The sequence below is a fragment of the Bacillus sp. FSL K6-1338 genome, assembly GCF_038006965.1.
GTDB lineage: Bacteria > Bacillota > Bacilli > Bacillales > Bacillaceae_G > Bacillus_A > Bacillus_A thuringiensis_S.
Genome location: NZ_JBBOWI010000001.1, coordinates 2,307,603 through 2,327,518 on the forward strand (window position 1 = coordinate 2,307,603; position 19,916 = coordinate 2,327,518).

Here is a 19,916-nt window from a genome sequence, read left to right on the forward strand (position 1 = left end):
CAAATGAGTTTCATTCAAACAGTACTATTACTACTCGGTACATTGCTTTTAATAGCATTTACTGTCGTTGTTTTAGTCGTATATTTCGGACGGAAACTGTATTTTTCATGGACGAAGCCATATAAAAAAGCGCAAGATTCTTTAGATAAGTTATCAAACAAATCAATACCGTTTCTACAAGAATTTACACAACACCCACTGTTTTATCGCTGGATTCGCACCGAAGGAAAGAAAGAACAAAATATACTAAATACTCTATTCTGTGCATCAGGTCAACGTACGAGAGAACAAGTCTTCTCGATGTTACCGAAAGAAAAGCAGAAAAAAGTGCATGTAATGGCAAAAACTACGAAAAAGCTTACAAGTGAAGATATCGATGTGGCTGCGATGAAAGTGAAAGATTTCTTAAGACAAGAAACGCAGCAAACTGTAAAACCGACAGACTTATCATTTTATAAATTGTATTTTTATGACCGTTATCCAGACGCATTAAATACAATTCAAGCGTATAAACGCTCAATAAATCCTTCATTACAAAGAACGGTTGATGATATTACAATTTCAGTATTAAATGCACTTCCGTACTATCAAGAGCAACGCATGTTTGAACAACAACATAAACTTGAAACGTTCTTAATGAAAGATTTAACGGCCATGTTATCGTTGGTAGTACAATTACCACCTTCACAAAGACCAGAGAAGGAAGAAGAATTGAAAATCTACTTGGAAAATTTCAAAAAAGAAATGGAAGTAGTAGAGCGAGATATTCGCGACTCAATTGATCATGATTTAAATGTGAAGATGAGAGCAGCGACTGAGAAGTTTAAGAATAAATAACAAAAAGCGCCTTAAAAGCTAAGTATCACAGCTTTAAGGCGCTTTTTGTTATGAGATTTTATTTTGCTCTAACGGTAGTATGACTAGAAGCCACACTTTCATTATGCAATCGATCAACTGCAGTTACGACATACGTATACATTTCTCCAGAAATAACGGTTTTATCTACATAAATTTCTCCAAGTTTTGTTTTTCTTACAGTAGTAAGTAAATTTTTAGAATTTTGTATATCCACTTCATTTTGCCCATTCGCGCGGTAAATAGCGTAATAAGCAGAATCATTATCTCTATTATCAATGATACCGATTGCAATACCTTCATTTCTTGGAATGGCACCTTTTAATGTCGGTTGTTTTGGTGGATCATGATCAATCCAAGGCATAGGCGGGATTAATGCAGGATGTATATATATGTCTTTTGAGAGTCTATCTTTAACTCCAAGTGGATTGTTATTAATATCTTTTAAGCTAAAATGCATACTACCTTTTATTTCAGGATATAGCCGGTTTAATGTAATTTGTCTTGGATATTCTTCTGGATCAGACCAAGCAGGGACGGAGTTATTATTAATTTTATAGGCCGCTTGACCGATGTATAGATGAATCGGTTTGTTATTTGTTTCTTTAACCCACCAATCTACTAATATGTCATATGCAGCTGGGGTGAAACCTATATTCCAATATATTTGCGGTGTAATGTAGTCAATATATCCTTTTTGTATCCACTCACGTGTGTCAGCATAAAGGTCATCATAGTTTCTTTGGCCTGCGGTTGTGTTAGAGCCAGTCGGATCGTCAGCTATATTTCGCCATACACCGAACGGACTAATGCCAAACTTTACGTATGATTTTTCTTGTTTTATAGCAGTATTTAAATCTTTTACAAGTTCATTTACATTGTTACGTCGCCAATCTTCTATATTTGTAAATTTACCGTTATTATATGTTTCGTATGTTTTCTGATCTGGAAATTCTTCACCGGCTACTTTATATGGGTAAAAATAATCATCCATATGCAGCGCATCAATATCGTAATTTTGTACGATTTCTAAAGCACCTTCTGTTATAAATTTTTTCACTTCTGGAATACCGGGATTGTAATATAACTTTCCGCCATAAGGTACAACCCAATTGGGGTGTTGCCTTGCAGGGTGATTATTTGATAATCGATTTATATCAGTGTGATTCATCGTTATTCGGTATGGATTAATCCATGCGTGGAATTCTATATTTCTTTTGTGTGCTTCTTCAATCATAAATGCAAGTGGATCGTATCCGGGGTCTTTTCCTTGTGTACCCGTAATGTATTCAGACCAAGGGCCGTAATTTGAGGGATAGAAAGCATCAGCTGTTGGTTTAATTTGTACAACAACTGCATTCATACCAGTGCTTTTTACATCGTCTAATAATCTTATAAATTCTTGTTTCTGCTTTTCAATAGGTAAGCCAGTTTTTGTGGGCCAATCAATATTCAGAACTGATGCGATCCATACAGCACGTAATTCATGTTTTTTGTACGTAGTATTTACTTCAGCATAAGTAGAGTGAGGGGAAATGAAAGAGAAAGGGATGAACAAGATGACGATACAACATATCATTAATAAACGTTTAACGATCATTTATACGCCTCCCTATCATATGATTATTTAAAATAATATCTGAGGTGAGGTTGGCCTTGCAATAGAGAAAATTACACATTGAAACATTAATTTAATAGGAAAAATATTTTTAATGAAATTTACTTTCATTATAACTAAATTCATTTACTACTTCATATGCTTGTTAGTAAAGTGAAACTTCCTTTCATTTGAAGGGTAATAAATTATAAGTATAGGAGGATTAATAAATGAAGGTTTTGTTTGTCTGTTCTGGAGGAATGTCCAGTGCAATTGTTGTAAACGCTTTAAAAAAAGAAGCGGAGAAAAATGGTTTGAACATGGAAGTGTATGCAATTGGAACGAATGAGGTAGAGGAAGAAGTAAAGAATGGCTGGGATATCGTAATGGTGGCACCTCAAATAAGACACCGATTTGACTCTGTAAAAAAATTTGCAGAGGAGGAATCTATTCCGTGTGGCATCATTCCACCGCAAGCATACACGCCGCTTGGAGGCCCGACTTTATTAAAAACTGTAAATGAATTAATCAGTTAGGGGGAAGCGTTATGAATAAGTTTGTCACGTTTCTTGATAAAAACTTATCTGGCCCGATGGCAAGGCTTTCTGAGCAGAGGCATCTACAAGCAATCCGTGATGGAGTTATTTCGGCGTTACCATTTATTATAGTAGGAAGCTTCTTTTTAATAGTAGCATTTCCACCACTGCCGAAAGATAGTTTCATATCGGTTTGGGCATTAAAGAATCAAACAAGTATATTAATACCATATCGTTTAACTATGTTTATTATGTCCTTATATATAGCATTTGGAATAGGATATAATTTAGCGAAAAGTTATAAATTAGATGCTTTATCAGGAGCACAGCTTGCGGTATGTTCACTACTTTTAACATTAACGCCTGAGTTAATTGATAAAAAAGGATTTATGCTTCCAATGACAAACCTCGGAGGTCATGGATTATTTGTGACGATGATTGTCTCTATTTTATCAGTTGAGATTTTAAGATTTTGTAAGAAGAATAACGTAACGATAAAAATGCCAGAACAAGTACCACCGTCAGTATCACGTTCATTTGAAGCACTTATACCTGCAGCATTCGTTATTATTATTATGAGTCTTATTACAGTCGTTTTTAAAGTTGATTTACATTACGTTGTAGATAAACTAGCCGCACCGTTAGTAAAAGCTGGTGATAGTTACTTTGGCGTTATTATACCTGTATTTTTAATTACGTTTTTCTGGTCTTTCGGGATACACGGAGTATCAGTTGTAGGTACTGTGGCAAGGCCGCTTTGGGATGTGTATTTAGGAAAGAACGGTGAAGCTGTAGCAAGTGGAGCGAGTCATTTTCCGTTTATTGCACCAGAACCGTTTTATCAATGGTTTATTTGGATTGGTGGTTCGGGCGCAACGTTAGGGCTTGTGTTAGCTATGATCGTATTTGGTCGATCAAAATATTCGAAAGCATTATCGAGAACGTGTATTGTTCCGGGGATTTTTAATATAAATGAACCGGTTATATTCGGTTTGCCGATTGTATTAAATCCAATTTTAATTATTCCTTTCGTCATTACACCGTTAGTAACAGCTACTATAGCTTATGCTGCAACAGCGATGGGATTTGTAACACCAACGCATATTATGCCGCCATGGACATTACCTGCTCCAATTGGTGCTTATTTAGCAACAGGTGGAGATTGGCGTGCGATTGTATTAGTTTTTATAAATATAGCAATATCGTTCCTTATTTATTTACCATTCTTTAAAATGTACGACAAAAATATGCTTGAAATTGAAAAGAATGGTGACGGGGAATCTGTTAATCCTTAATCTGCATGCTGTTATTTTGAGTGATAGACTTTTTGTCTATCACTTCTTTCACATTAAAACTAGAAAGGGGGAAATAGAATGAATATAAAATTTAGTTATAAAGGCGTATTTTTATTATTATTTGGAGTGATTTGTGCAAATTTACTTTTTGTCCCTTTATTAGGCATGCTAAATCTATCACAAATGCATAGTATCTGGCTCGTTACAAGTATTGCGGCAAGCGTTTTGCTTACGGTAGTTGTTTCTTTCATTGATGGATCGTTTGCATCGAAAGCTCAGTTGTTTTTTAGATTTATATTGTTTTCGATTGGTTGTACGTTCGTTACTTACATGATTGTTTTTTAGTAAATAGGAGGTCATGCACGTTATGTATATTGCAGGGGTAATGTCTGGTACTTCATTGGATGGAATAGATGTAGCGCTCGTTCATATAGAAGGAAGTGGTGTAGATTCTAAAATCGAACTCATCCATTTTACTACTGTTCCATTTTGTAATGATATGAAAAATGAGATCCAACAAGCGTTATCAATTGAAACTTCGAATGTCCAACTTATATGTAGTTTAAATTTTAAACTTGGTTTATGCTTCGCCAATGCTGTAAAGGAAGTTTGTAAAGAGGCCAATTTTCCTTTGAGACAATTAGATTTAATAGGCTCTCACGGACAAACGATTTATCATCAGCCAAAGCAAGAAGGAAATATTATTTCTTCAACATTGCAAATTGGGGAACCAGCAGTAATAGCATATGAAACGAACACGACAGTTATCTCGAATTTCCGAACGATGGACATGGCGGCAGGGGGACAAGGTGCACCACTTGTACCATATTCAGAGATTATTTTATATCGGCATCAAACTAAAAATAGACTACTACAAAATATTGGCGGGATTGGTAATGTTACAGTGGTTCCAAGTAAACGAAGTAATGAGAGTGTTATTGCTTTTGATACTGGACCAGGGAATATGATAATTGATGAAGTATGTCAAAGGTTATTTCAGTTGTCATATGATCAAAATGGTAAGATTGCAAAACAGGGAGTAGTTGTAGATGAAATTTTGACTTATTGTATGAACCATCCATTTTTGAACGTGAAACCACCAAAATCAACAGGTAGAGAACAGTTTGGAGAAGCGTTTGTGACTGAATTATTGAATCGATTTGAAAAGCATAGTAGAGAAAATATATTGGCAACTGTCACAATGTTTACAGCAAGTTCAATTGTTCATCATTATCAGGAATTTATTTTTCCGTATTATGAAATCGATGAAGTAATTTTAGGCGGGGGCGGAAGTTATAATCGTACACTTGTTGAAATGATACGATTTGGATTAAAGGAAGAAAAATGCAAAATATTTACTCAAGAAGATTTAGGCTATTCCTCAGCGGCGAAAGAAGCGATTGCCTTTGCGATTTTAGCAAACGAAACGTATCATCGTAATCCGAGTAATGTGCCGAGCGCAACAGGTGCAAAGCAATCTGTAGTTTTAGGGAATATAACATTCCCTCCAATTTGAAGAGAATGAGGCGAATATATGAAGTATATGATTGGAGTAGATGGCGGGGGAACGAAGACAGAAGCAATTGCATTTGATAAAGACGGTAACGAATTTGCAAGAGCTACAAGTGGATTTGGAAATATATTAATAGATTTTGAAGAAGCTCTTGTGCATATTATGGAAGTGATTGATCAATGCCAGAAAGGGTTATTAAAGGGGGATTGCGTTTGTATTTGTTTAGGATTAGCGGGTGTAAGTGGAGCAAATACAAATGAATTAACATTACGTCTAAAAAAGAAGTATGGAACACCAATTGAAGTATTCAATGACGCAATGATCGCACATGCAGCTACTTTAAAAGGGAATGACGGAATTTTAACAATTGGTGGTACAGGTGCGATTTGTCTTGGAAAGAAAGGAGAAGCGTATGAGTATAGCGGTGGATGGGGACATATTTTAGGTGATGAAGGAAGTGGATATTGGATTGCATTACAATCTTTAAAGAAAATGGCAATTCAATTTGATCAAGGAATCAGTCTTTGTCCATTGAGTTTGAATATTCAAAGGCAGTTTCAACTTTTGACACCGTCTCATATAAAAAGCTTAATATATACTTCTTCTAAAGATAAAATTGCAGCAATCGCGCCATTAGTTATTCAGGAAGCGAGAAATGGAAATGATGATGCACATGAAATTATAATGCAAGCTGGAAAGGAATTAGCAAGGATTACAGTAAATGTTTATAACAAGTTAAACTTTAAGCACTCAACGCCAATTGCAGTAAGTGGCAGTATATTGCGTTTAGTTCCTGAAATATTTGCTGTATTTAAGAAATGCTGTGAAGAAAGTATGAAAGAAATTATATTTGTATCACAAGCAGAAATGGCAGTGAAAGGAACATATTATTTAATGAGGGATATATATTTTTAAAAATAGCGTATGAGAATTTTTGTATGATTTGTAAAAATATGATGTTAAAATGTATAAAGGGATGTATATTAAAACGTACAATATACGTAGTAATTGAATATTGTATATGTAATCCCATGTAGAAAGTGAATGATTACATGATTAATAGTATGCAGTTTTTATATTTGGTGGCTTCTTATTTAATTGGAAACATCTTGACCGCTTATATAGTAACAAAATTGAGACATAACGTTGATATTAGGGGTGAAGGAAGCGGAAATCCTGGTGCAAGAAATATGGGGCGCTTATATGGAAAAGGGTATTTCATCGCTACATTTTTAGGTGATGCAATTAAAGGAGCAATCGTTGTTACTGTTGCAAAATATCTTTTTGAAGATCCTACATTCGTAATGTTAACATTATTGGCCGTTATTATTGGACATATTTACCCAGTTTTATTTAAAGGTAAGGGCGGTAAAGGTATTTCAACATTTATTGGAGGATTAATCGCATTTGATTATTTGATAGCGCTTACCCTCATAGGCATTTTTATTGTATTTTATTTAATATTTAAAGGATTTACGAAGCCAGGACTAATTACGATTGCTTCTTTACCAATTTGTATGATTCTTTATTCTTATTCTATTGTTACGACTATTTTAAGTGGAATGATTATTGTACTTATTCTATATGTAAATCGAGAATAAAATGAATGTTTAATAAGTGGGGATAATCTCCACTTATCATTTTTTATTAAATAGATAAAGGAGATAAGGCATGGGGTTAATTTATAAAGTTGCTGATCAAGATTGGGAATTTGAAAGTATACATAAATTAAATTATAAAACTTTTGTGGAAGAGATTCCACAACATGAAGAAACGAAAGACCAGTTTCGTATAGATAGGTTTCATGAAGAAAATACATATTTAATTTGTTTAGATGAGGATAGATTAGTAGGTATGGTCGCGGTGCGGGGAAAACGACCATTCTCGTTAGATTATAAAATTTCAAATTTAGATGTTTATTTGCAAGAGCATGGAGAAAAAGTGTATGAAATTCGTTTACTTTCAGTAGAACGTGAATATAGGAATGGAAGAGCGTTGTTAGGATTAATCCGTTTTCTACATCGTTATTTGCTTCTAAACGGATATGAATTAGCACTCATTTCTGCAACAACACGTGAACTAGCTTTATATGAGCAGATGGGATTCAAAGATTTCCATACGTTAGTTGGTACAGAAGCAGCAACCTACCAGCCAATGTATGTTACCCCTGCTATGTTTGAAGAATCGAGTGTTGGAAGTATTATGACGAAAGAATACACGTTTTTACCTGGTCCAGTAGACATTGAAGAGAACGTTCGAAAGGCATTTTGTACTAAGCCTATTTCGCATCGCTCTAAGTCATTTCAAGTGACAATGGACAATGTGAAAAAACGGTTACTTCACATGACAAAAGCAAAACATGTACAACTTATGTTAGGAACAGGGACGTTAGCCAATGATGCGATTGCTTTACAGTTACGTTCTTTAAAAGGGAAAGGACTAGTATTAACAAATGGAGAATTTGGAAATAGATTAGTTGGGCATGCAAAACGAGCACAGTTACATTTTGATACGTATAAAAAGGAAATGAGAGAGCCGTTTATTTATACAGAATTAGCAGAAATAATGACAACTGGAAATTATGAATGGCTTTGGTTTGTTCATCATGAAACATCTACTGGAATGTTAAACGATTTAAACGAGCTAAATACTCTTTGTAACGAGAATCAAATGAAACTATGTGTAGATTGCATAAGCTCAATTGGAGCAATACCAATAGACTTGAAGGATGTGTATTTTGCAAGTGGTGTTAGCGGTAAAGCGATTAAATCATATACAGGAATTTCTTTCGTTTTTCATAACCACATTGTAAAAATAAACGAGGCTGTGCCGGCCTATATGGACATTGGCATGTATGAAGAAAATGAAAGCATTCCATACTCACAATCATGGAATTTAATTTATGCATTGCAAGAAGCGTTGAAGAGATTTGAAGATGAAAAGGCATTTGTAAAAATTAAAGAGACATACGATTATGTTGAAGAAGTTATTACTGATATGGGCTTAAAGCTTGTTTCACCTAAAGAACATGCCGCGCCAATTATACTTACTATTGTATTGAGCGAAGATCATTCTTCTAAAGTAGTAGGCGATGCATTAGCATTACAAGGGTACATCGTTCATTATGAGTCATCTTATTTACAAAAGAATAATTGGATCCAAATTGCATGTTTAAATCATTATAAAGAACGTGATATGAAGAGGATGTTGAATTGTTTGCAAATGTGTTTATTTCAGAGTGGGGTACAAATATAAAGACTTTTTCTTTTCGTATAAAGGAGCTACGACTTACGAAAACTTAGGAATAGAACATTGGAAGAGGTGTAAGTATGATAACTAGAAAACTACCATTACATATAGACAATATTAAAAAAGCTCACAAGATTCTAGATAGAAATGCTCGTAAAACGCCATTAGTAAAATCTTTTTACTTGACTAGTAAAACGGGCGGAGAAATTCATTTGAAATTAGAAAATATGCAATTAACGGGTTCTTTTAAATTTCGTGGCGCATTTAATAAAATGTCGCGGCTCACGGATCAAGAAAAAGAAAGAGGTGTAATTGCATGTTCAGCAGGTAATCATGCACAAGGAGTTGCATTATCTGCTCATTTACTCGGTATTAAGAGTAAAATTGTTATGCCAATTTCTGCACCGCAGGCTAAAGTCGAAGCAACTAGAGGATATGGATCTGAAGTAATTTTACATGGTGAAACATTTGATGATGCAAAGGCAAAATGTGAAGAAATTATAAGGGAAACAGGTGAGACATACTTACATCCATATGATGATGTAGAGGTAATGGCTGGTCAAGGTACAATTGGATTAGATATTCTTGATGATATGTGGGATGTAGATACTGTCATTGTACCAATAGGTGGAGGCGGAATTATTTCTGGTATTTCTGTAGCATTAAAATCTTTTAATCCATCGATTAATATAATTGGTGTCCAAGCAGATAATGTTCATGGAATGAAGGCATCTTACGATAAAGGAGCAATCGTAGAACATTATGAGGCGCCTACTATTGCAGATGGTTGCGCTGTTAAAATACCAGGGGAATTAACATTTGAAATTGTAAAAGAATTAGTAGATGATATTGTAACTGTATCAGAAAAAGAACTGGAAGTAGCGATGAAAGATTTATTACAACGTGGGAAAGCTGTTGTAGAAGGTGCAGGTGCATTAGCAACTGCTGCACTTCTTGCAGGAAAAGTTGATAGCTATATAAAAGGAAAAAAAGTAGTAGCGGTTATATCTGGTGGGAACGTGGACTTACAGCGCATATCAAGTGTATGTGAGCACTTTTTTGTCGCTAATGAAGTGAAATAGTTTTATGAAAGAAGAGCTAAGAGAAATAATTTTAGCTCTTACTTTTTGTCTACTGTTTATTGTAAGTAGCAATAAATTTGCTGTTTAATGAATTGTTTTATTTAAGCGCCAATTTTTACACATATCTTGAATGTTACAAATAATTATTTCAATATTGTCGAAACGTAAGCAGAAATTTAATATAATAGTTTTAATGTACTAATGAGCGGTGAGGAGGGCAGGTCATGAATAAAGAAGAACAGGTCATGAACGGTTTCAGGGAATTATATAATAAGCTGGTTTGGCTTAATAAAGATAAGATGGAAGAAGGTCTTAAAGGTTTTAAGTCTTCTGAAGTCCACTGCATTGAATATATTGAAAATAATGTGGATTCTAATGTGACACAACTTGCAGAGGCTTTTTATGTGACTCGCGGTGCTATAAGTAGAATGACTAAGAAGCTCATACAAAAAGGCCTTATTGAAAGCTACCAAAAGTCGGAAAATAAGAAAGAAATTTATTTTAGGCTTACCGAAGAAGGGAAAGAAATTTATAAAATCCATGAAGATCTGCACAAAGAGTTTCAAGAGCGGGATAAAGCTGTATTTGAGCAAGTAACTGAAGAAGAATTCGACAGTATAATTAGTTTCGTGGAAAAGTATAGTAGACATTTGGATGCAGAAATAAAGAAACAAGGTATACATATTAAATCCTAATACATTTTAATAATGAAATGGCAGCCTTACTCTAATGAGAATAGGCTGCTTTTTTATTACGTTATTTTTGTTGACTAATCAACAAAACGGAGTTATCATTTTGTTGACACGACAACAAAATGTTTTAAGGAGAGAAGTTAAATGTCTATATTTAGATCACAAAATGAAAGGAAAACTGAAAAAAGCATAGATAAACATGCTTTACTATTCGGACTTATTTCTGTATTTCTTTGTGGTATAGGTTTCAGTATTATCATGCCTGTAGTCCCATTCTTAGTACAGCCATATACAAGTAATCCGGAAGAACAAGCATTAGTTGTTACACTACTAACTTCCGTATATGCGGCTTGCATGTTTTTAGCTGCCCCAGTACTCGGAGCTTTAAGCGATAAGTATGGCCGTCGTCCATTACTTTTAATATGCTTATTTGGTTCTGCAATTGGGTACTTAGTTTTTGGTATAGGAGGAGCTTTATGGGTACTATTTGCTGGACGCATAATAGAAGGAATAACAGGCGGGAGCATAAGTACTATCTTCGCATATTTTGCAGACATCATTCCAAAAGAGCAGAGAACGAAATACTTTGGATGGGTGAGTGCAGTTGTAGGTGCGGGAACTATCATTGGCCCCACTATTGGGGGATTACTTGCCAAGTTTGGTGATACTGTACCTATGTATTTTGGAGCAATCATAACGTTAATAAATGTTGTATATGGGATCAAATATATGCCTGAGAGTCTTGACAAAAATAATAGGTTAAAAGAGATTACTTTTGTAAGGTTGAATCCTTTTGCACAGCTAGCAAACATACTTTCTATGAAAAATTTAAAATGGTTACTTGTCTCAGCGTTTTTACTTTGGATACCTAACGGATCTTTACAAGCAATTTTCACGCAATTTACAATGGATACTTTCAGTTGGAAACCTGCACTAATCGGACTTATGTTTTCAATTTTGGGCTTTCAAGACATTGTTTCACAAAGTTTTATAATGCCAAAGCTTTTGATCCAGCTTAGTGATAAACAAATAGCAATTCTTGGGATGGTTTCGGAGATTATAGGATACAGTTTTATTGCGGCATCAGCTTTGTTTTCACTCTATCCACTACTTATCGTTGGAATGCTGATGTATGGTTTTGGGGATTCAATTTTCGGGCCTTCATTCAACGGGATGCTTTCAAAGTCTGGCGGTTCTAGTGAACAAGGAAGGATTCAAGGGGGAAGTCAATCTATTCAAGCTTTAGCAAGAATGATTGGTCCTATTATTGGAGGGCAAATCTATGTATCGCTTGGTCATGCTGCACCTGCTTTTATGGGTGTGATCCTTATAGTCGGGGCAATAGCAGTTTTGTATAAGGGGACACATGCAACTATATAACAGATAGAAATAAGAACAAATAAAAGGGTGCCAGAACTTAGGAACAAGTGCTGACACCCTATTTGTTTACGGTTTGAGGACTAAGAGAAATTCTTTTACTGTTTAGGAATTTATTCTGCAATGCTCTCATGGTAAATGACTAGATAGTTTAATTATGCTTGTGCTGAAGTAAATAATGACTCCATTTTTACCTTGCTCTTCTCTCGAATTTCAGCATCTGCATGGCGCATAACATATTTATGCGCTACAGCGATTGCTAAAACATCATCTAATAAGCCAATCCCAATAATAGCAGCTATATCTGGAATGAAATCAATTGTTAATACGTAATAAGATAAAGCGGCTAATATTATGAATTTCGCTTTAGTAGGTAATTCTTTCTTTTTCATTGTGTAGAATAAGATAATACTTTCATATACGCTGGATTTACCGAGGTTTACAGAGCTTTTTTTGAACTTTTTCCAAAGTGTCTGTTTCTCCATATAAATACTCCTTTTACAAAAACATAGATTTTTTAAAAGGATAGACAAAGAAGTGAGAGATTAATCAATGTTATTGTTTTTCTTATTATATATTTCCATAAAAATAGGGGATTACCTGTTCAAAATAATATAATGTGGATTATGCCACGATTCACAGTGTTCCGTTACATAGTATATATATTGTAAAATGTATGTGGATGATTTAGTTATTATTATGCATTTTATAAGCGGTATGGGGGGAGAAAAATGAAAATAATAGAACTACCAATTGAATTCGAATTTAACGGGCAAAAACAATGTATTTATCCAAGTTTAATTATATTACATAATGAATTAACGTTAGTCGATACAGGATATCCAAGTTTTTTACCTTTAATTGAAAATGCAATATTAAAACATGGATATGAGATGAAAAACTTAAAGAATATAATTATTACCCATTATGATGACGATCATATAGGGGATTTATATGATTTTAAAATGAAATATCCAAATATTAATGTTATTGCTAGTGAAATTGAATCTAACTATATTAGTGGTGATATAAGATCAGAGAGGTTGGCTCAAGCTGAAAAAATGTTAGAACGTATGCCAAATGAAGAAAAAGAATTTGGTAAATGGTTTATTCAACAGTTAAAAAATATAAAACATATTTCCGTCGATGAAAAAGTACATGATGGTCAAATGATTTTGAATAATGAATGTCAAATAGTAGCGACGCCAGGACATACTTCGGGGCATATTTCATTATATTTTCCGAATTTAGACTGTGTAATTACAGGAGATGCAGCGGTTCAAGAGAATCGTGAGTTAGTAATAGCTAATCCGGATTTTTGCTTAGATATAGAAAGGGCGGAAAAGTCTTTAAATAGGATTAAAAGTCTTAAAGCAGCACAGTATTATTGCTACCATGGAGGAAAGCTGACTTTATAAAATAATGAAAACCGGTCTTTCCTAAATCAAAAAGATCGGTTTTTTAGTTCATATATTTTGCGATTTCAACCAAATCAGTAACAGTATATTTCGGTAAAATTGAAATGTATATGTACAAAAGAATATATATAATTTGAGCAAGGATATAGGAGGGAGAAGATGGGTTCGTTATTTGATGTAATAGCAAATGTTATTTTGTTTTATCCTCGAAATGACATGAAATTGAAACACCATATTGCAAAATTAAGTGAATTAGAGTGGTTTCGAAATCTACATGAAGATCCGAAGTATACAAGTTTAATTTGGAGTAATAGAAAAATTAAAAAGTATATTTTGACTTCTGCAAATATGGAACCATTAATAAAATCCGAGAAAAAGCAAAAAGAATTTGTCCATCTAGTACAGGATGAATATAAAAAAAGAAGATAAGAATTTTTTTATTTTTCATATTTAGCGAAACAAATGGTACAATGAAAGCTAATGTGAAAAATAAGGAAAAGAAGTGGTCTATTTGAAAAACTTTTTAGAATTAGGAATTAGTGAAACTTTTAATCATACATTACGTGAAAATGGAATTACAGAAGCAACACCAATTCAAGAAAAGGCAATTCCAGTTATTCTGTCAGGTAAAGATATTATTGGGCAGGCGAAAACTGGAACGGGTAAAACGTTAGCATTTGTGTTACCCATTTTAGAAAAAATCAATCCAGAGTCTAGTGATGTTCAGGCTTTAATTGTTGCACCAACAAGGGAACTAGCTCTGCAAATTACAACTGAAATTAAAAAAATGCTTGTTCAAAGAGAAGATATTAATGTACTAGCGATTTATGGTGGGCAAGATGTAGCACAACAATTGAGAAAATTAAAAGGTAATACACATATTGTTGTTGCAACACCAGGACGATTATTAGATCATATACGACGCGAAACAATTGATTTAAGTAATCTTTCAACGATTGTACTAGATGAAGCGGATCAAATGCTTTATTTCGGTTTCTTATATGATATTGAAGATATTTTAGATGAGACACCTGGTAGTAAACAAACGATGTTATTCTCAGCAACGATGCCAAAAGATATTAAAAAATTGGCGAAGCGTTATATGGATGAGCCGCAAATGATTCAAGTACAAAGTGAAGAAGTAACGGTAGATACAATTGAGCAGCGTGTCATTGAGACGACAGATCGTGCAAAGCCAGATGCACTTCGTTTTGTTATGGATCGTGACCAGCCATTTTTAGCAGTTATTTTCTGTCGTACAAAGGTTAGAGCAAGTAAGCTTTATGATAATTTAAAAGGACTAGGTTATAATTGTGCTGAACTTCATGGTGATATACCTCAAGCGAAACGTGAAAGAGTTATGAAGAGTTTCCGCGAAGCTAAAATTCAGTACTTAATCGCAACGGATGTAGCAGCTCGTGGACTTGATGTAGATGGTGTAACGCACGTATTTAACTTTGATATCCCTGAAGATGTAGAAAGTTATATTCACCGCATTGGCCGAACAGGACGTGCAGGTGGATCAGGTCTTGCAATTACGTTCGTTGCAGCGAAAGATGAAAAACATTTAGAAGAAATTGAAAAAACGCTTGGTGCACCAATACAAAGAGAAATAATCGAACAACCGAAGATAAAACGTGTAGATGAAAATGGAAAACCGGTACCAAAGCCGGCTCCAAAGAAATCAGGTCAAAATCGTCAAAGAGATAGCCGCGAAGGTTCAAGAAGTGAATCAAGACGTGATTCGAGAAATAGCTCGAGAAGTGATTCAAGAAATGAAAATAACCGATCATTTAATAAGTCAAGTAATAAAAAAGGTAGTACAAAGCAAGGTCAGCAAAGACGTGGCCGTTAAAGTATGAAATGGTAATCTGGATGAAGAGATATATCGTTTGTTAATAGAGAAATCGCTATATAATAAAAAATCCTGATATAATTATTAATGCAGAAGGAGTCACAAAAATTTGTGGCTCTTTTTGTATTTAATAATAGGTTGGCGTGCATTTGCACCATAAGAGTAAAGTTTATAATTTCATTTACCGTATTTAAAATAATTTAAAGAATAAAGAAAAAATTAAAATGTGGAGCCTTTATTCGTCTGAAAGTTCAAAAAGATATATAATAATTTTCTGACCATTAATTCATGGAGGGGTATTAATGAAAACTGAAACGTTACACACACAAGAAGACATCTTAAAAATGCTTGATTCATTATTAAGACCTGCAGAACCATTTTGGAATGAGTTTTATGAGAATAGAGAAAAGGATGTTCCGTTTTTTGAAAATGTTCCAGATGAGAATCTAGTTTCGAATATACAAAAAGAGAGAGTTTCAAAAGGGAAGGTATTAGAACTTGGATGTGGTCCAGGTAGAAATGCCATTTATTTAGCGACTCAAGGATTTGATGTAACAGCAGTGGATTTATCTGTAGAAGGCATTAACTGGGCAAAAGAGAGGGCATTGGCAAAAGGGGTAGAAATTCATTTTATTTGTAATTCAATTTTTAATTTAGAGGTTCAAAACGAATTTGATTTTGTATATGATTCGGGCTGTTTGCATCACATTCCACCGCATAGAAGAATAAATTATGTGGATTTAATTAAAAACTCATTAAAATCGGGTGGTTATTTCGGATTAACATGTTTTGCAGCAGGCAATTTAGATGAGCGAAATGGATCAGAAATAACAGATTGGGACGTATATAGAGAATGGAGTCTACAAGGTGGTCTTGCATACTCGGAAGAAAAGTTAAGAGAGATATTTAAAGAATTTGAGGTAATTGAGATTAGAAGGATGAAACAAATGAAACAACCGAAAGAAATATTTGGAGAATCATTTCTTTGGACAGCATTATTTAAGAAGAAATAAGAAAGTAGATAATTGACAAACTCATCGTTTTTATAGACAATACACTTATAGGAATATACGTTCGGTTTTTTGGCCGACTTATGTTTTACATAAATATATAATAAGGGGCTGTCTCCATATGAGTAACACAAATCAAAAAATTACTACGTTTTTAATGTTTGAAGGCAAAGCTGAGGAAGCAATGAATTTTTATACGTCGCTATTTGATCAATCGGAAATTGTAAGTATTTCTCGCTACGATGAAAATGGACCTGGTAAAGAGGGAACTGTAATTCATGCAACTTTTACGCTAAATGGCCAAGAGTTTATGTGTATTGATAGTTATGTAAATCATAATTTTACATTCACTCCAGCTATGTCTCTTTATGTAACTTGTGAGACAGAAGAAGAAATTGAAACGGTCTTTCATAAACTAGCGCAGGATGGAGCAATTCTCATGCCTTTAGGTTCTTATCCGTTTAGTAAAAAGTTTGGCTGGTTAAATGATAAGTATGGTGTATCTTGGCAGTTAACTCTTGCTGAATAAAAAAGAAAAAGCGTAGCTTATTTGTTTAATGGATTTAGTTAAAAGCTTGAAAAATGAAATAACATAAAAAAGCGTTCCAACTGTCAACAGTTTTGGAATGCTTTTTTTGTGGAAATGAGTTGTTTAAAACTTACCAATTCTACGATTATTTTAAATGAATGATGGAATAGATGTATATTTTTGTTTCTTTTTAGAATTTTTAGTAATTATTAGTATTTATCTGTTAATATAAATGTAAACAACTATGTATGAACTATCAGGCAGGTTAATAGGAAAAGGAAAGTATAAATAGTTAATAAGCTTACACATTGAATGCCACTAGATCGTTTGGAGGACTAATCGCAATGGATACTACACAACAAAACAGTAATGCATGGGATAAGAAGGTTGAAGAAGGTTCTAGATACACGCAGCCTGTAAGTAGCGAGATTATTGAGAAAAGCAAATCAGGTGAATGGGAGATTACAGTCACTACGGAAAAGTCAGTTCCTAGAGAGTGGTTTCCAAAGTCATTAGATGGATTAAAGATACTTTGCTTAGCGTCAGGTGGTGGACAACAAGCACCTGTTCTAGCTGCTGCTGGAGCAGATGTAACAGTTACTGATATATCTAAGAAGCAATTGGAACAAGATGAAAAGGTAGCAAAACGGGATGGTTTGACTTTAAAAACCGTACAAGGAGATATGTCAGACCTTGGTGACTTTGAGGATGAATATTTTGATATTGTTGTAAATCCTGTCTCTAATTTGTTTGTAAAAGATGTTCATCTTGTATGGAATGAAGTTTCTAGGGTTTTAAAGAATAAAGGTATTCTTATTGCTGGATTTACAAATCCATTACTATGGATCTTTGATGATAACCAAGAACAAAAAGGTATTCTTGATGTTAAACATTCAATTCCTTCATCAACATTGGATTATTTACCAGAGGATGAAGTTCAAGATTACATCGATTCAAATCAAACAATAGAATATGCGCATACTTTAGAAGACCAAATCCAAGGCCAAATTGAAGCTGGTTTTGCTATGACAGGTTTTTATGAGGATGATTTTGGTGGGACAAGGATATTAGATAAGCATATTAAAACATTTATTGCGACAAAAGCTATAAAGTTAAAGATGGATTAAGAATTTTTGTTTGTCACACGGGGCGTTAGTCGAAGAACGCTCTTAAAATAGAAAAGGATGGTGCTTTCCATCCTTTTCCTTATGTATTTTGAGTGTCGAAACTATTCTCAAAACAAATTTTACACTACCAATTGTATAATTAGTTTTTTTATATTAAGAATTTTGCTGACCGAATCTTTTCCCGAGTTTAGCTAACAATTCAGGTTGATCGCTTTGGCTCATTATTACCTCAATAAAGATAAGTTGATTCTTATTAAAAGTTATATTTGTTAAGACTTCTGTTAACTCTGTTTCATTCTCCACTTTAAATGTTAGGCTTTTTTCTTCTGATCCGAATAGGTTCGGCAAGTTAGTATAATCCCACATCTGTATGTCATTATATGGTTGGTTTTGGCCGTGAATGGCACGTTCAACAGTGTATCCGTTGTTATTGATTAAAAATATAATCGGTTTTAAATTTTGACGTAGTATAGTTGATAACTCTTGGGCAGTTACTTGGTAAGAACCGTCACCAATAATTAAAATGTTGCGCCGTGATAAATTGGCGACCTGTGTACCAATTAGAGCGGGCAGTGTATATCCGATAGATCCCCATAACGGTTGTCCTACATATGCAGTGTTATTAGGTAGAGGGATAGCAGCACTACCAAAGAAAGGTGTTCCTTGCTCTACAATTAAGATGTCGTTTTCTTGTAAGAAATGGTACATTTGCTGCCAAAAACGTTTTTGTGTGACCATTTGTGATTTGGGATTGAACTCTTCAGTAAAAAGAGATGATTTTAAAATAAATGGCTTAACGTCAAGAGTATCTTTATTACGATGCTCAATTGAATCACTTAAATGTTGTAAAATATCCTGCATTACAACTGGACCGTATTTTTTATCTATAATTTTCACAGTGTAGGGATGGATTTCTATAACTTGTTCTTTTGTAAAACCTTGTGTGAAGCCGCCTGTAATAGTATCAGTTAACTTCACACCAATACTAATAATACAATCCACTTTAAATTTTCATGTGGTACTACATCATCTAAAAAGGCAAGATTATAATCACCAGGAACCCCGAATGTATGTTCAATTCCTAATCCGTGTAGTCTATCCAATAAATATGTACTTACAGTATATTTTTTTCAAATGAATCATCTCCTAATTATGCAGTGAATGTTTCAATAGACTAAACAGGTTCTAATAAGTTGATTAAAATATTCATTACTAGATTGTGGTATAATTTACATACAGGGGGAAAGTAGATGACACAACATAAAGAAGAACAGATGAATGAGGCATTAGCATTATTTTATTTTGCATATAAAACATTTACTGAAAAGCCAGATGAAATTATAAAAGAATATGGCATTCAACGAGTACATCATCGAATTTTATTTTTTATCGCACGTTTTCCAGGGATAAGTGTAAATGAGTTATTATCATTATTAGAAATAAGTAAACAAGCTCTCCACGGGCCACTACGTCAACTTGTGGAAAAGGGCTTAATTGAGAGTAATGAAGCTACACATGACCGCCGTGTGAAACAGTTGTCTTTAACAGAACAAGGTGCAGATTTAGAGAAAAAATTGAGCGATGTACAAAGACAACAAATGGGCGCTATTTTTTCAAAATTTGGTGAATCATGTGAAGACAATTGGCATCAAGTTATGAATGAAATGGCAAATAGTCGATCAGGTTTTGATGCTTGGATATCAAAACGGGAAATACCAGTCGATCAAAAATAATGAAAAACTTCTGTTTTTATAGTTTGAAAAAGAACAAATTTTATCCAT

At 34.0% G+C, this 19,916-nt stretch carries 21 protein-coding genes and 1 pseudogene; 18 read left to right on the top strand and 4 right to left on the bottom strand.

The genetic code is table 11. The annotated features are described in order from the left end of the window. The first annotated feature begins 3 nt into the window (after positions 1-3). Positions 4-837: a DUF3974 domain-containing protein gene (locus NZ044_RS11995; RefSeq protein WP_000008362.1), complete on the top strand. Its 834-nt coding sequence runs from the start codon at positions 4-6 to the stop codon at positions 835-837. Between the two features lie 58 nt (positions 838-895). Here NZ044_RS11995 and NZ044_RS12000 read toward each other — a convergent pair whose 3' ends face one another. Next, positions 896-2,455 carry a glycoside hydrolase family 10 protein gene (locus tag NZ044_RS12000; RefSeq protein ID WP_086391122.1) on the bottom strand — a complete coding sequence of 520 codons (1,560 nt, stop codon included), beginning with the start codon at positions 2,453-2,455 and terminating at the stop codon, positions 896-898. Positions 2,456-2,682: 227 nt separating this feature from the next. Here NZ044_RS12000 and NZ044_RS12005 point away from each other — a divergent pair, with 227 nt between their 5' ends. From NZ044_RS12005 to NZ044_RS12050, 10 genes are all read left to right on the top strand, one after another. Next, a complete protein-coding gene (locus tag NZ044_RS12005) occupies positions 2,683-2,988 on the top strand; it encodes a PTS sugar transporter subunit IIB (RefSeq protein WP_098505526.1) in 306 nt (101 codons plus the stop codon). A gap of 11 nt (positions 2,989-2,999) precedes the next feature. Continuing rightward, the gene (locus NZ044_RS12010; protein ID WP_001032289.1) at positions 3,000-4,283 is read left to right on the top strand and encodes a PTS sugar transporter subunit IIC; all 1,284 of its coding nucleotides are present in this window, start codon (positions 3,000-3,002) and stop codon (positions 4,281-4,283) included. A gap of 78 nt (positions 4,284-4,361) precedes the next feature. Continuing rightward, positions 4,362-4,628 carry a hypothetical protein gene (locus tag NZ044_RS12015; RefSeq protein ID WP_001021963.1) on the top strand — a complete coding sequence of 89 codons (267 nt, stop codon included), beginning with the start codon at positions 4,362-4,364 and terminating at the stop codon, positions 4,626-4,628. A gap of 22 nt (positions 4,629-4,650) precedes the next feature. Next, positions 4,651-5,799, top strand: a complete 1,149-nt coding sequence (gene anmK, locus NZ044_RS12020; protein WP_000274969.1) for an anhydro-N-acetylmuramic acid kinase AnmK — start codon at positions 4,651-4,653, stop codon at positions 5,797-5,799. Positions 5,800-5,817: 18 nt separating this feature from the next. Continuing rightward, complete coding sequence (locus NZ044_RS12025; protein WP_098505527.1) at positions 5,818-6,711, top strand: BadF/BadG/BcrA/BcrD ATPase family protein; 894 nt, start codon at positions 5,818-5,820, stop codon at positions 6,709-6,711. Positions 6,712-6,848: 137 nt separating this feature from the next. After that, complete coding sequence (plsY, locus tag NZ044_RS12030) at positions 6,849-7,397, top strand: glycerol-3-phosphate 1-O-acyltransferase PlsY (RefSeq protein ID WP_098505528.1); 549 nt, start codon at positions 6,849-6,851, stop codon at positions 7,395-7,397. Positions 7,398-7,467: 70 nt separating this feature from the next. Next, the gene (locus NZ044_RS12035; protein WP_063675326.1) at positions 7,468-9,051 is read left to right on the top strand and encodes an aminotransferase class V-fold PLP-dependent enzyme; all 1,584 of its coding nucleotides are present in this window, start codon (positions 7,468-7,470) and stop codon (positions 9,049-9,051) included. Positions 9,052-9,125: 74 nt separating this feature from the next. Then, a complete protein-coding gene (gene tdcB, locus NZ044_RS12040; RefSeq protein ID WP_000632966.1) occupies positions 9,126-10,127 on the top strand; it encodes a bifunctional threonine ammonia-lyase/L-serine ammonia-lyase TdcB in 1,002 nt (333 codons plus the stop codon). Positions 10,128-10,351: 224 nt separating this feature from the next. Further along, positions 10,352-10,822 (top strand): MarR family transcriptional regulator, encoded by a 471-nt coding sequence (locus NZ044_RS12045; protein ID WP_001030909.1) that lies wholly within the window; start codon positions 10,352-10,354, stop codon positions 10,820-10,822. Between the two features lie 141 nt (positions 10,823-10,963). Next, complete coding sequence (locus NZ044_RS12050; protein WP_098505529.1) at positions 10,964-12,199, top strand: MFS transporter; 1,236 nt, start codon at positions 10,964-10,966, stop codon at positions 12,197-12,199. 152 nt (positions 12,200-12,351) lie between these two features. On the opposite strand, the gene NZ044_RS12055 is transcribed toward NZ044_RS12050, so the two are convergent. Then, positions 12,352-12,681: a YkvA family protein gene (locus NZ044_RS12055; RefSeq protein WP_000415089.1), complete on the bottom strand. Its 330-nt coding sequence runs from the start codon at positions 12,679-12,681 to the stop codon at positions 12,352-12,354. Between the two features lie 246 nt (positions 12,682-12,927). Here NZ044_RS12055 and NZ044_RS12060 point away from each other — a divergent pair, with 246 nt between their 5' ends. The 6 genes from NZ044_RS12060 to NZ044_RS12085 all read left to right on the top strand — a co-directional run bounded on the left by NZ044_RS12060 (position 12,928) and on the right by NZ044_RS12085 (position 18,135). Then, a complete protein-coding gene (locus NZ044_RS12060; RefSeq protein ID WP_000691159.1) occupies positions 12,928-13,614 on the top strand; it encodes an MBL fold metallo-hydrolase in 687 nt (228 codons plus the stop codon). Positions 13,615-13,773: 159 nt separating this feature from the next. Beyond that, positions 13,774-14,043, top strand: a complete 270-nt coding sequence (locus tag NZ044_RS12065) for a hypothetical protein (protein ID WP_000535041.1) — start codon at positions 13,774-13,776, stop codon at positions 14,041-14,043. A 73-nt stretch (positions 14,044-14,116) separates the two neighbouring features. Beyond that, complete coding sequence (locus NZ044_RS12070; RefSeq protein ID WP_002082792.1) at positions 14,117-15,469, top strand: DEAD/DEAH box helicase; 1,353 nt, start codon at positions 14,117-14,119, stop codon at positions 15,467-15,469. A 302-nt stretch (positions 15,470-15,771) separates the two neighbouring features. After that, on the top strand, positions 15,772-16,482 hold the full coding sequence (locus NZ044_RS12075; RefSeq protein ID WP_000846297.1) for a class I SAM-dependent methyltransferase: 711 nt from the start codon (positions 15,772-15,774) through the stop codon (positions 16,480-16,482). A 118-nt stretch (positions 16,483-16,600) separates the two neighbouring features. Further along, on the top strand, positions 16,601-17,008 hold the full coding sequence (locus NZ044_RS12080) for a VOC family protein (protein WP_000072495.1): 408 nt from the start codon (positions 16,601-16,603) through the stop codon (positions 17,006-17,008). Positions 17,009-17,352: 344 nt separating this feature from the next. Beyond that, positions 17,353-18,135 carry a class I SAM-dependent methyltransferase gene (locus NZ044_RS12085; protein ID WP_000381782.1) on the top strand — a complete coding sequence of 261 codons (783 nt, stop codon included), beginning with the start codon at positions 17,353-17,355 and terminating at the stop codon, positions 18,133-18,135. A gap of 153 nt (positions 18,136-18,288) precedes the next feature. Here NZ044_RS12085 and NZ044_RS12090 read toward each other — a convergent pair. Next, a pseudogene (locus NZ044_RS12090) lies at positions 18,289-19,134 on the bottom strand (thiamine pyrophosphate-dependent enzyme); the annotation flags it as partial. Further along, positions 19,110-19,238: a hypothetical protein gene (locus tag NZ044_RS12095; RefSeq protein ID WP_043311436.1), complete on the bottom strand. Its 129-nt coding sequence runs from the start codon at positions 19,236-19,238 to the stop codon at positions 19,110-19,112. The pseudogene NZ044_RS12090 and the gene NZ044_RS12095, both read right to left, overlap by 25 nt. A gap of 147 nt (positions 19,239-19,385) precedes the next feature. Here NZ044_RS12095 and NZ044_RS12100 point away from each other — a divergent pair, with 147 nt between their 5' ends. Then, positions 19,386-19,868 (top strand): MarR family winged helix-turn-helix transcriptional regulator, encoded by a 483-nt coding sequence (locus NZ044_RS12100; protein ID WP_000191905.1) that lies wholly within the window; start codon positions 19,386-19,388, stop codon positions 19,866-19,868. Positions 19,869-19,916 lie beyond the last annotated feature (48 nt).